The 14,476-nt window shown below is 46.3% G+C and carries 10 protein-coding genes; all 10 read left to right on the top strand.

The features are described from left to right. Window positions 1-3 precede the first annotated feature (3 nt). The 10 genes from J2736_RS18190 to J2736_RS18235 all read left to right on the top strand — a co-directional run bounded on the left by J2736_RS18190 (window position 4) and on the right by J2736_RS18235 (window position 14,399). Complete coding sequence (locus J2736_RS18190) at window positions 4-885, top strand: carbohydrate ABC transporter permease (RefSeq protein ID WP_310500008.1); 882 nt, start codon at window positions 4-6, stop codon at window positions 883-885. A 168-nt stretch (window positions 886-1,053) separates the two neighbouring features. Further along, window positions 1,054-2,643: an extracellular solute-binding protein gene (locus J2736_RS18195; RefSeq protein ID WP_310500009.1), complete on the top strand. Its 1,590-nt coding sequence runs from the start codon at window positions 1,054-1,056 to the stop codon at window positions 2,641-2,643. Window positions 2,644-2,731: 88 nt separating this feature from the next. Next, window positions 2,732-3,769 (top strand): response regulator, encoded by a 1,038-nt coding sequence (locus J2736_RS18200; RefSeq protein WP_310500010.1) that lies wholly within the window; start codon window positions 2,732-2,734, stop codon window positions 3,767-3,769. Further along, entirely contained in the window at window positions 3,769-5,628 is a 1,860-nt protein-coding gene (locus tag J2736_RS18205; protein WP_310500011.1) for a cache domain-containing sensor histidine kinase, read from the top strand. The genes J2736_RS18200 and J2736_RS18205 overlap by 1 nt, the downstream gene beginning before the upstream one ends. A gap of 72 nt (window positions 5,629-5,700) precedes the next feature. Then, window positions 5,701-6,468, top strand: coding sequence for an SDR family NAD(P)-dependent oxidoreductase (locus tag J2736_RS18210; RefSeq protein WP_310500012.1), 768 nt, complete (start codon window positions 5,701-5,703; stop codon window positions 6,466-6,468). After that, entirely contained in the window at window positions 6,465-8,525 is a 2,061-nt protein-coding gene (locus J2736_RS18215; protein ID WP_310500013.1) for a heparinase II/III domain-containing protein, read from the top strand. Before J2736_RS18210 ends, J2736_RS18215 begins: the two co-directional genes overlap by 4 nt. Before the next feature lie 79 nt (window positions 8,526-8,604). Next, window positions 8,605-10,905: a DUF4962 domain-containing protein gene (locus J2736_RS18220; protein WP_310500014.1), complete on the top strand. Its 2,301-nt coding sequence runs from the start codon at window positions 8,605-8,607 to the stop codon at window positions 10,903-10,905. Window positions 10,906-11,158: 253 nt separating this feature from the next. Beyond that, entirely contained in the window at window positions 11,159-12,499 is a 1,341-nt protein-coding gene (locus J2736_RS18225) for an extracellular solute-binding protein (protein WP_397341012.1), read from the top strand. A 110-nt stretch (window positions 12,500-12,609) separates the two neighbouring features. Continuing rightward, window positions 12,610-13,500, top strand: coding sequence for a carbohydrate ABC transporter permease (locus J2736_RS18230; RefSeq protein ID WP_310500016.1), 891 nt, complete (start codon window positions 12,610-12,612; stop codon window positions 13,498-13,500). A 17-nt stretch (window positions 13,501-13,517) separates the two neighbouring features. Further along, the gene (locus tag J2736_RS18235) at window positions 13,518-14,399 is read left to right on the top strand and encodes a carbohydrate ABC transporter permease (RefSeq protein ID WP_310500017.1); all 882 of its coding nucleotides are present in this window, start codon (window positions 13,518-13,520) and stop codon (window positions 14,397-14,399) included. Window positions 14,400-14,476: the final 77 nt, after the last annotated feature.

Raw genomic sequence — 14,476 nt, forward strand, 5'->3', positions numbered from 1 at the left:
TATATGAATCGCAAGCCGACAGCCGGCTGGCAAGTGTTTAACGGCTTCAATATTTTATTTCTATCTATCTTGTCACTAGCGATGCTCCTGCCGTTCTTAAACGTGCTGGCTCAATCGTTCAGTTCTTCAGAGTCTATTGTGAATGGAAAAGTTTTGTTCTGGCCTGTTCAGTTTACATCGATCAATTATCAATATGTATTTAGTGATGCAGCAATCTGGCGTTCTTTCGGAGTTACTGTGTATATTACAGTGTTAGGAACACTCATCAATCTAATCGCGACCGCCTCATTGGCTTATCCGGTGTCGCGTCCTGAGTATGCCGGCCGTAAAGCTGTCGTTATTATGGTGCTGATTACGATGGTTTTCACAGCGCCGCTTATTCCTAACTTTATTTTGATGAAAAATTTGCATCTCACGAACTCGCTCTGGGCCTTAATGATTCCAGGTGCGATCAGCGCCTTTAACTTCTTCATTATGCGGTCGTTCTTCATGCAAATTCCAAGTGAGTTGATTGATTCTGGACGCATCGACGGCTGTTCCGAGTTAAGAATGATTTGGAATATCGTATTGCCGCTCTCTAAACCGGTTATGGCTTCCTTAGGAATTTTCTACGCGGTCAACCATTGGAATACGTTCCAAAGCGCACTGTACTACGTCAATAAACCTGCACTTTGGCCGCTCCAAGTAAAGCTTCGTCAATTGATTGTATCTGAGGATATCAGTATTGATCCGAATGCCTCACAGTTTAGTGGACTAGCTCACATGGATCCAGAAGGTATTAAAATGGCGACGATTATCATTGCAACGCTGCCAATCATTATTATTTATCCTTTCTTACAACGTCATTTCGTTAAGGGTATGATGGTGGGTTCGGTTAAGTCTTAATCAATAAAACAGAATTATACAAATCAGTTATTTATTAACTCTTTTTACTGAATTCTAAAAAAAATACAATTCGAACTAAAGACAGTCCATAGCCGCTAATTGTAAACGCTTTTACAATGAGGTTGTGAACGCGCAAGTTATTTAGTAGAAATGAAAAGAGGGGTATAAATGAAAAAATGGATTCCTACGACGATGGCTACGGTGTTAATGGCCAGTGCATTGGTTGCTTGTTCGGCGAAGACAGAAGATAAACCATCATCTAATGCAGCTGCCAGTCCAGGTGCTGCTAGCGCAAAGCCAGCTGAGAAAACGAAGTTCTCCATCTCCCTACGTACACTTGCTTTCGGACATGTTGAGAAATCGCCTGATATTAATCAAGACAAATGGGTGAAGAAGCTTGAAGAGTTAACGAACTCTGATCTGAATATCGTGCTTGTTCCTCACAAAGAATATGAACAGAAGATGATTCAAATGTTTGCCACTAACGATATTCCAGATGTTGTACAAGGCAGCGGTGGCGTGAACGGAAAAGAAATGGCAGGATCCGTGAAAGCGGGCGTATTCCAACCGCTGGATGAGCTGCTGAAAAAGTTTGGTCCTAATTTGCTGAAAAAAGTTCCTAAGGATGCTTGGGATAACGTAACGTATAATGGCAAGATTTATGCCATTCCAGAGTACTTGTCGAACCCATCCCGTCGTGCGATTTTTGTTCGTAAAGATTTGCTAGATAAAGCGGGTCTAGGCGCACCGAAAACAGTCGATGAGTACATGGCGGTTCTACGCAAGTTCAAGGAAATGGGCGTTGAGAACCCGTACATGGGTCGTGAGAACTTCAAGTATGCCGATTCTTTCTTCGGTGCTTATGATGTCTATCCGTACCTATCGATGTTCGAGAAGTCAGGGGATCAAATCCTTCCTAAGTTCTTTGATACAGAGAATATGACGAAAGCGCTGCAAACGTATAAAACGATGTTTGATGAAGGCTTGATCAACAAAGAATTCGCGACAATTAACGCAACGGTGTTCAAAAACACGATTCTTGCTGGTAAAGCAGGTATGTGGTCCATGAACGCGAACGAAATGCTGCAATGGGAAACACAATTGAAAGCAACTGTTCCAACGGGTGATATCGAAATCATTGCTTCCCCAACTGGACCTGATGGCAAAGGTGGTCACTACTTGTATGGACCAGCGCCGCGCGCATACTTCATCAACAAAAACGTGAAAAATGCCGAAGGTATTATCAAGTTCTATGACTGGATGATGTCCGATGAAGCTGAGAAATTCTTCACGTTCGGTATCCCAGGCGACACGTATACAGAAGCAAATGGTAAAATCGACTACAAAGCACCTGTAGATCCAGCTGCTGTCGATGAAGAGCGTTACCGTCAATCCTTCTTGTGGCTTGTCCAAGATACAACTTATAATAAGGGTACACTTAGCTTGACAGAAGATGGTAAGAAATTGATGAACGTGTACGACACGACGTTGAAGAATGAAGGACGCGATGGTATCAACTTTGAGCCTCGTCTGGAATCTTTGATGAAAAATCCTGATATTTCACCGCTTTCTGACCAAGCACCTCCCGTTATTCTTTCCCACATGGTGAAAATGGTTTATGGAAAAGAACCGATTTCCGATTGGCCGAAAGTATTGGAAGAGTGGAAGTCCAAAGGTGGAAACGAAGTTATCAAGGAAGCAACAGAGAAATTTAATAGTAAAGATTCCGGTACGACTGTGTCGATGCCAAGAAAATAAGCTCAGTTCCTGAGCATGCCGCCTCCTCACGAACCCAACGGTGCGTGGGGAGCGTGCATTTCATCCCATTTTGAAAGGAGAGTTTCTCATGTACCGCATACTCATTGTCGATGACGAACCGATGATACGCAGAGGATTACAGAAGCTTGTGGAACAATCGGAGCTGCCCATTGAAAGCTTACGAACAGCTGAGAATGGTGTTGTCGCAATGCAGCGGATTCAAGAGGAACGACCTGATTTCCTTTTTACAGACATACGCATGCCGAAAATGGATGGTCTGGAGCTGTGTGCGCAGATTGCTCAGATGGATGCCGACATTCAAGTGGTAGTCATTTCGGGCTATGGGGATTTCGAATATGCGCAGAAGTGCTTGTCCTATGGCGTGAAAGAATACTTGCTAAAGCCGGTCAATATAAAGAAATTTCAACAAGTGCTAGAGAAGCTCATTTTGAACAAAAGCAAGGTGAGTTCAGAATCCTTTGTCGCCGTTACCAAGCTGGAGAGCTGGGCTACCCGGTTGGAGCAAGCGGTATGGATGCTGCAGCAAGAAGAGCTGGAACGCATTCTATCGGAGATTCAATCCGAGCTGAATACGTATAAACTAAAACTGAATCGCATCAGTGATATTGTACAGGAGATCTATACGCTTGTTCATGGGCGGTTAACCGTACGCGATGTGTATGTGATTCAAGAGGAACTGAAAATCTCTGCTTCACTTCATGAAGAAGATGTGTGGCGTTGGTTTGAGATGTCCGTAAAAGGACTGTTGCAAGAGCTGAAGAGCAAGCGTAAAGGCAAACAGAAGGACCCTGTCGAAGAAGCCAAGCAGTACATGGAGAAGCATCTCGCTGAGGAGGTTTCCTTAGAGGAAGTAGCCGAATTTATTGGGCTGAATCCTTCTTACTTTAGCCAATTGTTTAAACAAAATACGCAAGAAACTTTCGTGCAATATCGCACACGACGACGGATGGAGAAAGCAAAAAAGCTGCTGCAGCAACCGCATTGGCGTATTACTGACATTTCCGGCGAGGTTGGATATGCGGATCATCCGCACTTTACGAAAACATTCAAAAAGTATGAAGGCTGTCTACCCTCGGAATACCGTCAGCGAATGGGGATTAGATAATGAAGAGAAAGTCGCTGTCACGTCAAATTTATGCGTATTTTCTTATCGTTATCGTTCTATCGCTGTTGTCTGTAGGCGCTGTTTCCTACGTGCAGTCTTCGCGGGCGCTGGATGACCAAGTGAAGCAATATATGGAGCAGATGGTCGATAGTGCGAACTACCAAACGGATAGCTACTTACAGGCATATGAGCTGCTCAGCAATGCCTTTTCGACAAATTCCGACGTGAGAGCGTTCATGGAAATTAAGCCGGACGATGCGTATGAGTATTATGAGTATTCGGACAAAATTAAGAAATTTGCTTTCGCATCCATGGAGTCCATTGTTACGCTGTACAAACAGCTTAATATGATTTATGTGACGGGTCAGCATGGTCGTTCTGTCGTTTATGAAAATCAGAACCTATTCTTCAATTTTGACCCTGTTCTGGTGCAAGAGAAATTTGAGAAATTAATGAGGCTGACACCTGTTGATGGCAAAATCGCGCTGCTCAACATGAGTATCCGCACAGCAGATGAGGGCTCCGTAGTCACGATGGCTCGCAAGGTAAGGGGCCCATCTTACAAGGATGAGAATCGCGGCGTCCTCGCTTTTGAAATTAAGTTAGATGAGTTAGCGAAAACTTGGGATCGTGTGAGTTTGGGGAAAGATGGCTTTTTCTTCATATTAGACAATGCGGGCAATTACATTTACCCACGTTCGATGAGTGGTCGTAAATCGAATGACGAACTAGCTTCTCAAGTACTTACGAGTGATAATCAGACGTTTTTGTCCAAATACAACGAAGAAGAACGTATGTTTGTATCTCGTAAATCAGGTTACTACGATTGGAATCTTGTTGCCTCTATGCCAGTAAAGGAACTTCGTCGCCCTGCTAACACCATTCGAACTACGACAATTATTGTCGGTCTGATCACATTGGCAGCAGCCCTATGGCTGGCTTTCCGCTTTGGTCGCTCTATTGTTAGGCCGATCCGGAATCTCAAAGATAGCATGAGGGAAACGGAGAAAGGGAACTGGCAGTATATTGAAGACGCAGGTCGAACAGATGAAATGGGTGGATTGATTCACAGCTATAACCTGATGGTGACGCGCTTATCAGATATGATTGAGCGCGTGTATGAGGCCGAGTTAGAGCAGCAGAAGAACGCGCTAGAGTTGGGTGAAACCAAGCTCGAGGGTCAGAGGGCTGAATTTCAAGCCCTACAGCTGCAAATTAACCCGCACTTCTTATATAACACGCTGGAAACGATCAACTGTTATGCCATTGTACAAGATTCCAATGAAATCACGGAAATGGTGGAAGCGATGGCCTTCATGCTGCGCTATTCGGTCCAAACCAATCTGGAAGAAATCACAGTTGCCAATGAGCTGAATCACGTACGGAACTATATGATTATTTTGCAGCATCGTACGGAGCGGGAATTCGAGATTGATGTCGCTATCCCTCCGAGCCTGCTGCTTGAGAAAATGGTCCGTTTGACGTTACAGCCGTTGATTGAAAATATTTTTCAGCATGCGTTTCCTGATGGTGTGGAAGAGCGGCACAGCATTCGAATTGATGCCCGCAAAGGGGATGGCTTGTTCCAGGTGTTCATTGAGGACAACGGAACGGGCATGATGCCCGAAAGACTGGCTGAGTTGCGCAGGAAACTACAGGAGAACCGGCTGGCAGAGCCAGAAGAAGCGAGCTCAGGGGTTAAGCGTGGCGGCGGGATTGGTCTGATGAACGTTCATCGACGGATTCAAATGGTTTTCGGCGAAGCCTACGGGTTGTCTGTTGACAGCGAGTGGGGACGCGGTACTTGTGTCACGATGACGATGCCAGAGACAGTACGGCCTCGGCTGCGAAATTCTTAATAACAGGTAGTTACGCTGCTTAAGCAGCGATTAAATAAAAATATAGATTTATATCCATGGGAGGATAAAACAATGAACATCAACTTAACGGGGAAAATTGCACTTGTAACAGGATCGAATGCAGGGATTGGACGTGCGATTGCACTAGCTTTGGCTAGTAATGGCGCTAAAGTTGGCGTTAACTGTTTGAATAATGTCGCTCAAGGGCAAGCCGTTGTTGAAGAGATTCAAGCATTAGGCGGGGAAGCTGTCCTAGTTCAAGCTGATGTAACTAATATAGAGCAAATCGACAGACTTGTGAGCGAAGTGGAGCAAGCGCTTGGTGGAACGATCGATATTCTTGTGAATAACGCAGGTCACCTTGTACAACGCGTTCCGAATGTAGATATGTCCGAGGAAATGTATGACCGCATCATGGATGTAAACTTGAAAAGCACGGTATTCGTGTCCAAACGAGTTCTTGGCGGTATGAAAGAGAAAGGCTATGGCCGCATCATTAACATGACATCCGTAGCTGCTCATAACGGTGGCGGACCTGGCGGAAGTGTATATGCAGCAAGCAAAGCAGCAGTTCTTACTTTCTCTAAAGGTTTGGCAAAAGAAGTTGCAGCTAGCGGCATTACCGTGAACAACGTTTCACCTGGTTTCATCGGCAACACAATGTTCCACGCGACATTCACAACGGATGCTGCGCGCCAAGCAACAATTAACGGTATTCCATTGCAACGCGAAGGTACACCAGATGATGTAGCAGGCGCTGTCCTTTACTTGGCTTCCAACCTTGCTAGTTATGTAACAGGTGAAACGATCGAAATCAACGGCGGGATGATGATGCGATGAGTACCGCGATCCCCTTAGCCGCTAAAGTAGAATCATTGACATGGGCGGGTCAAACCGCTCACAAACTTAAAGAAGAAATCGACAGGCTGCAGCAAGCAGGCAGCCTGATCGTTCCTAAAGAACCTGGTGGTTGGTGGCACCAGTATGTTTGTCCACACCACCATACCGAACTAATGTTCGATGAAGTCGGTGTAGATGCTACAGAATTTCTGTGCCCACACGGCTGTGTGATCACAGGTGATGCCTACCGCGGTGCATGGCTCGTGTTTAAGCACCAATCCTTGGCGCGTGTGGCGTTGCAGTCGGCTGCTGTTTATGCGGCTTTGGGTGACGTTTCCTATGCACAGATTAGCAAACGTTTGCTTGTCGAATACGCGGAGCAGTTTCCGCTCTATCCCGTGCATCCAGAAGCACAGAGCTGGATGCTGAAGGGACGCGCGTTCCATCAAGCGCTAACCGAGGCGATCTGGTCTACCACGTTGATTCGTGCCTACTTACTGCTTCGCGATGGAGGTATTACCTTTGATGCGAAGGAACAAATGGCGATTGACGTCTTTTTGGGATTGCTGGCGGGCAGTATGGAGGAGTACCGGCATATTTTGATCCATGAGCGGAACAATGCGGAGAACAATTATACGGCTTGGCTGAATGCGTCCTTGTCTTGCGTGTATGCGGCTCGAGGCGAGAAGGCACTGCTTGAAGCCCTTATCGAAGGCCAAGGCGGCTTCATTCATCATCTTTCCATCGGCGTGAAAGCCGATCAATTCGAATTTGAAGGAAGCACGTATTACCACGTATTCGTGCTTCGTGCTTATCTGATCGCCGCCGAGATGGCGCAGCGCTTCGGTATTGATCTCTACGCCACGACTGGCGCAGAGGGGCAATCCATGCGCGGCATGCTCGAAGCGTTGGCCGACTTGGCCGACGACCAGGGCGCGTTGCCGGCCCTGCATGACGGGCCGCTTGCGCGGGGCCCTTACGCCCGCGAAATCGCCGAGATCGCGGAGCAGGGGCTCACGATCTACGGCATCGCGGGCCTCGCGCCGGTGCTGCGCGAAGCGTACCGGCAGCTAGGCGCTGCCGGGAACGAGCAGCTCGAAGCGCTGCTCTATGGCGGAGGCGCTGACCGCGCCGCTCAGCCAGAGCCGCGCAGCTCGCGGCTCTGGCCGGATGCCGGCTTCGTCATCGGCCGCATCGCGGGGAACCCGCTGTCGTTCCTCGCCGATTTCGGCGAGCACGGCGGTTCCCACGGCCACTACGACAAGCTGCATCTCACGTTGATGCATCAAGATCAAACCCTAACCCCCGATCTCGGGATGGTGCCTTACGGCTCATCCATGCGCAGATCGTGGTTCGCAGAGACTGCCAGCCACAACACGGTTTCGCTGGCAGGTCATTCACAAGCGCCGCATGAAGGGCGCCTGAAGCATTTCGAAGCGACAGATTCTTCGGTATATGCGTGGATGCAATCGACAGAAGGCTACGAAGGCTGTACGATGAATCGACATCTTTTGCTTACAGAGGATTGGATGTTGGACTGGTTCCAAGTTGAGCTTGCTGGGGAACAACCACAAGCGATCGAATGGTGGATGCATCCTATAGTAGCCATAGATGGCCTGCAGCAACCGCTTAGTCCTGAAGCAGCTTATCAGCTGTTTATCGCTGAGAAAGCAGGGGACGTTACAACGATCAAGGAGCAGCAACTACCGATCACCGGACAATTTGTTTCAAAAGAGGATGGAGCGGGTCAACTGCAGGTTGCTTACAAGCTCGATGATACAGACGCAATGATTTCCCATACTGTGCTTGTTCAAGCTGGTGACGAGGTCGTAGCCGTGCAGACGCCAGGAGATGCAATTGATCCTAGCCGCTCGCTTACGGCGATGCTTCATCGTCGGAATGACCGTAAGGCAGATTTTATTCACATCTATCGTGCGGGAAGTGCACTTCAACTTTCGCAAATAGCTAATAATGAAATCAGTATTACCATGCCTGAGCAGTCCGGTACGGCTGTCCGCATTCAGTTACGAACAGATAACGGATTACAAATTCTCTAATTTGTTATTCCATCCTATTTTCACACTTCTGCTTATGTTGTTCACTTTCATCTAAAGATAGCCTGGAGGGGAAAATCCCATGACATTATCTCCACTTTACGAACCACAGAGCGGTGTGTTAACCGTACAATACGAGCCGAATGAGAAGACGGTGTTGCTGGAAAATCCGCCACGTTTCACATGGATCCCAGCACAATTGGAGCATGATCGTTATGTGCTGCAGATTGCGCAATCGGAGGATTTCTCACCGGCAGATACACAGACCATTCAACCCATTCCCTATAATTTATATACACCAGATGCTGCGCTTGAGGCGGGCACGTATTACTGGCGTTATGCGTTACTTGAAGACAATGGTGAGCAAACCGCATGGAGCTGTATTCGACGTTTTGAAGTTCCGGCAGACTTGCCAGAAACGCCACTGCCAAGCAGAGCAGAGCGATACAAAGAAGTATCTTCTCAGCATCCGAGATTATGGCTCCAAGCTTCCGAGTTAGAAGCCTTTCGCACCGCATTAGAGACGGATCGATCGTATTGTGAATGGGATATTTTCTTCGAGAAATCCGTTAGGCCTTGGATTGAAAGAGATCTCATCGCAGAACCACTTCATTACCCAGGAAATAAACGCGTCGCCAAATTGTGGCGTCAAATGTACATGGATACGCAAGAAGTGCTTTATGCAGTGCGTCATCTAGCAGTAGCCGGTCAGCTTTTGAATGACACATCCTTATTGAATCGCGCCAAAACTTGGCTGCTCCACATCTGTCAGTGGGACATTAAAGGTACGACAAGCCGCGATTATAACGATGAGGCTTCCTTCCGTATGGCAGGAGCTATCGCATGGGGTTATGACTGGCTTTACGACCAGCTATCCGAAGATGAACGCAAGCATATTCGACACGTTCTTCTCGAACGTACACGTCAAATCGCTCAGCATGTCATGGAGCATTCCAAAATTCATCATGTGCCATATGACAGTCACGCTGTGCGTTCCTTGTCCAGTGTACTTGTCCCTTGCTGTATCGTACTCTTGCAGGAAGAGCCGGAGGTTCAGGAGTGGTTGGACTACACCCTTGAGTACTACGCAGGTCTATACTCCCCTTGGGGAGGACCGGACGGTGGCTGGGCGGAAGGTCCGATGTATTGGACAACAGGCATGGCTTTCGTCACAGAAGCGATGAATTTATTAAAGAAATTTACGGGCATCAATTTCTACAAACGACCATTTTTCGCTAAAACAGGCGATTTCCCGTTATATGCGTTCAGTCCAGACACGTTGCGGGCAAGTTTCGGTGATCAGTCCACGTTGGGAGATCCCGTCAGTTTGAAAACAGGCTTCAACATCCGTCAATTTGCGGGCGTAACAGGAAACGGTTTGTACCAATGGTATTTCGAGCGTGTTCGCGAGACCGATACAGATTCGGAGATGAAGTTCTACAACTACGGTTGGTGGGATTTCCGCTTCGATGAAATGGTGTACCGCCACGATTACCCGCAAGTTGAAGCAATTGCACCTACAGATGCGAATATTCAATCCGTAAAATGGTTCCGCGATATCGATTGGGTTGCCTTCCATTCCAATATGGCAGACCCAGAACGGCACATTATGCTGCTTACGAAGAGCAGCAAATATGGTTCTGTCAGCCATAGTCATGGCGACCAGAACGGCTTCTTACTGCATGCTTACGGTGAGCCGTTAGCCATTGAGAGCGGCTACTACGTAGCTTTTAGCTCCACGATGCATATGAATTGGCGCAGGCAGACACGTTCGACCAATAACATTTTGATTGACGGTCTAGGCCAGTATGCGGAGAAGAACAAAGTGCTGAATATGGCGGCTAATGGATTCATTGAGGTTGCCGAACAACGGAAAGGGTACGGTTATTCTCGTGCGAACGCAACCGCGGCATACCAAGAATACGTGCCATACCTGGAACGATATGTGCGTGAGCTATATTTCTTCGGTACGTACGTTGTGGTTGTAGATCATATTGATCTCGCACAAGCGGGCACTGTTGACTGGCTGTTCCAAACGTTATATGAGATGAAGCTCAATGGACAAACGTTCAAGGTCCAAGGCCGCAAAGCGGATATGGACGGTCGTTTTGTCTACAGCTCATCAGGCGAGTTAGAGTTGTCACAGCATCAAAGCTTCACTGACATCGATCAATCCGAGATTGAAGGGTTACCGCCGCATTATCATTTAAAAGCAACTACGAAGTCAGCCCGAACCCACCGTATCGCGACGCTTCTTGTGCCAATCAAGCATGGCGAACCAAAATATGTGTCGTACTTTATGGATGATCAAGGCTTTGACGTTCATATTTATTTCACGGAAGATGGAATTACGAACCGCGTAGAAGTACCAAAGGCCTATTAACATAAGCATTCCGACCAAGCGATTCTAAGTCAGCGCGAGCCGACAAGGGATCGCTTTTTTGTGTCATTTTTACCTGTCAGATGGATCGCAGGATGGATTAGCTCATAAAAAAACAGCCCAATGGGAAAGTTATTGGAGTAGATAAATCTATAGAAATCAAACATGATACCTAAAGTTCACGCATTGTAAGGGGTGCCAATAAAACGGCATAATAGGAACATAAAGACATTCACTCAAACGAGGGGGATTTACATTGGTGAAAAAGTATAAGTCACTACAAGTCATTGCGGCAAGCGCACTAGCCATTAGTTTAACAGCGTGTGGTTCAGGTGGAGATAGCAAGAGCACTGCATCACCAGCAGCAGGAGCTTCAGCGACGCCAGCAACGGGCAAGAACATTACTATTACGTTCCAAAACATATATCCGGATCCTACTGATCCGAAAAATGGTATGTTGAAGAAAATCGTAGCCGACTACCAAGCTAAAAATCCAAACATCAAGATCGAGCTTGATTCCTTGAACACGGACCAACAAAAGCTTAAATTGAAAACTCAAGCAGCATCCAAAGAAGTTCCTGATATCACTGTCGTGAACCCAGCTGCTCAAATGCAACCTTTCGTTGATGCAGGCCTATTCGCTCCATTGAATGACATGGTTGAACAAAACGGACTAAAAGCAACCTTCCAAGAAGGTATCCTTAACTGGTACAGCTTCAAAAACAATATCTACGCATTGCCAGACGGTAACAACATTGGTGTTGTTTACTACAACAAAGACTTGTTCAAACAAGCAGGTATCGCTGACGTTCCAAAAACATTCGAAGAAATGGTTGCGGACGTGAAAATCTTGAAATCCAAAGGCATTCAGCCAATGGCGATCGGTGAAAAAGATTCCTGGACGGGTTCCTTCTTGTTCATGAACGTCTTGCTTCGCACCAACGGTGGTCCTGGATTCTTACAAGCTGTTGTTGATGGTAAGAAAACATTTAATGACCCAGCATTTACAGACGCTGTTAGCTCTTTCCAAGATTTGATCCAAGCTGGTGCATTCCAAGAGGGTGCAACATCCTTCGACTACAACGCTGGTGAAAACTTGTTCAAAACAGGCAAAGCTGCGATGTACTACATGGGTAGCTGGGCAACTGGCGGTATCGAAACTTCTTCCGTTAACGGTAAAGTTGGCGTATTCCAATTCCCTACAGTTAAAGGTAAAGGTAACCCAGATGAGTTCATGTTGGCTCCAGGTTCCGCATTTGCAGTATCTGCAAACAGCAAGAACTTGAAAGAAACAAAAGATTTCTTGAACTATTTCATGTTGAACTTCCCTAAAGAAGCTTTCGCAGTTAAAGGTGCTGTAGGTCTTGCACAAAAAGTTGACGGCGACTTCAAAGCAGCTGGTTACTCCGACATGGCGATGGACGTTCTTGGACTGTTCAAAAAAGTTAAAGGCGGCGACCTAGCGTTCGATAACACAATGAACCCTGGTACAGCTCAAGGTCACTTATCCAGCATTCAAAACCTTTTCGTACAAAAAGTAGATGCTGCAGCGGTAGCGAAAGAGCACCAAACAGCTTACGACACAAACAAAAAATAAGTTCGATCCAATACTAAAGTAATAGCCCAAAAGGGAATTTATCTCGAGTGCCGCCAAGGTGCTCAAGGTAAATTCCCCATGGGTATATCCCCATGAAGGAGGCGAGCAAAGTGAATGTGTTAAGAGTCTCCAAGTGGACGATTGCCATGTTTGTACTGCCCTGTTTGTTGATTTATGTAGGTCTTGTGTTTGTACCTATCCTTGTGTCTATGTACAGTGGATTACTGGAGTGGAATGGGATTGGCGCATCGAAATTCATCGGTTTAGAGAATTTCCGTACGATGTTGTTCCATGATCCTTTATTTTGGCCATCTGTCAAACGCACATTGATGTTTGCTGTATTTTCCATGTGTGAAATCCCAATTGCATTGGGTGTAGCTATTCTGCTAAATCGTTTTATCAAAAAACCGAATTTCCTTGTTTCTGCTTACTTTTTACCTGTTATTTTGTCAGTTGTTATTGTTGGACAATTATGGAAAACGATTTACAATCCGGCGTCTATGGGCGGTATGCTCAATCAAGTTCTAGATTTACTTAACCTACATAGCTGGTCGAGATCGTGGTTGACAGATCCGAAAATCGCTATGTACTCTCTATATTTTGTTGCCCTATGGCAGTACTTGGGTTATCACACCTTGATTCAATTTACCGGTATTCAGAACATTCCGGCTGATATTTATGAGGCTGCGCGTCTCGATGGAGCAGAAGGCCTTAAAGCCGACTGGTATATCACTTTCCCTATGAATATTCCGATTTTCAAAATATCGATTGTCCTTGCTTTTATCGGGTCCCTACAAGCGTTTGACATGATTATGGTCATGACAGGCGGCGGCCCAGCTCATGCAACAGATGTCATTTCTACCCTGATGTACAATAATTCCTTCCTATCCTTGAAATATGGTTACGGAAGTGCAATTGCAGCTTTCTTGGTTGTTTTATGTCTTGTAGCAACAGTTATAATCAACTCCATCTTTAATAAACTAGAGAAAAAATATACCTGAGGAAGGGAAGTGTCACCATGCTAAACGCCAGGGATGCAGCTGCGGCTAAACCTGCCATTATTCGGAGACGCAAAAGCTTCTCTATCCTGAAAGTGATTGTTATCATATTCCTATCCTTACTTGTGGTGACACAAGTATATCCATTGCTTTGGCTGTTCATCTATTCACTCAAGACGAATGAGGAAATCTTATCTGGTCGGTTTTTCGCACTGCCGCATGTGCTGCAATGGAGTAACTTCTCGAATGCAGTTAAAGCGGGGCATTACTTCCAGTACTTGAAGAACAGCCTTTTCGTTACTTTAATTACAATGGTCAGTGTTTTGTTCTTGAGTTCCTTAACGGCTTTTGCTATTACACGATTTAAATGGAAATATGGTCCGCTCGTCATGGTCATTTTCCTTATCGGGATGATGGTTCCGATGCAAGCGACATTGCTGCCGCTGATGCTCATTTTCAAAAATCTAAGCATCCTGAACACACATCTGTCCATCATTTTGCCCTACATTGCTTTTCAAACGCCAGTTGCGGTCTTTATCCTCAGCGGCTTTATGAGATCTATCCCGGCAGAGATTGAAGAATCAGCTGTTGTGGATGGTGCAGGGATTTTCAAAATATTCACGGGGGTCATTCTTCCGATTTCGGTTCCCCCAATGATGACGGTGTGTATTCTAACCTTTATCAACATCTGGAACGAATACATTCTGGCAGCGACGTTTATCTCGTCCGAGCGCCTTAAGACGCTTCCTTTCGGGGTTAACAGCTTTGTGAGTCAGTATTCCGTTAACTATGGTGCCATTGGCGCATTCCTCGTATTAGGTGCGTTGCCGGTTATTATCGTGTACTTCTTATTAGCGGACAAAATTACAAAAGGTATGGTAGCGGGAGCGGTGAAGGGTTAACTTCACCCCTCTCTTTTTCTATTTGTGCCGAGACTATGCTAAAATAGCAAATACCGCCTGTCGAAAGGGGACCACGC

It is taken from the genome of Paenibacillus qinlingensis, assembly GCF_031455095.1.
GTDB lineage: Bacteria > Bacillota > Bacilli > Paenibacillales > NBRC-103111 > Paenibacillus_E > Paenibacillus_E qinlingensis_A.

What these genes read in the sequence shown, in the direction of transcription:
- J2736_RS18235 (WP_310500017.1), top strand. Translation starts at nt 13,518, where the DNA reads ATGCTAAACGCCAGGGATGCAGCTGCGGCTAAACCTGCCATTATTCGG.
- J2736_RS18190 (WP_310500008.1), top strand. Translation starts at nt 4, where the DNA reads ATGAATCGCAAGCCGACAGCCGGCTGGCAAGTGTTTAACGGCTTCAAT.
- J2736_RS18200 (WP_310500010.1), top strand. Translation starts at nt 2,732, where the DNA reads ATGTACCGCATACTCATTGTCGATGACGAACCGATGATACGCAGAGGA.
- J2736_RS18195 (WP_310500009.1), top strand. Translation starts at nt 1,054, where the DNA reads ATGAAAAAATGGATTCCTACGACGATGGCTACGGTGTTAATGGCCAGT.
- J2736_RS18205 (WP_310500011.1), top strand. Translation starts at nt 3,769, where the DNA reads ATGAAGAGAAAGTCGCTGTCACGTCAAATTTATGCGTATTTTCTTATC.
- J2736_RS18220 (WP_310500014.1), top strand. Translation starts at nt 8,605, where the DNA reads ATGACATTATCTCCACTTTACGAACCACAGAGCGGTGTGTTAACCGTA.
- J2736_RS18210 (WP_310500012.1), top strand. Translation starts at nt 5,701, where the DNA reads ATGAACATCAACTTAACGGGGAAAATTGCACTTGTAACAGGATCGAAT.
- J2736_RS18215 (WP_310500013.1), top strand. Translation starts at nt 6,465, where the DNA reads ATGAGTACCGCGATCCCCTTAGCCGCTAAAGTAGAATCATTGACATGG.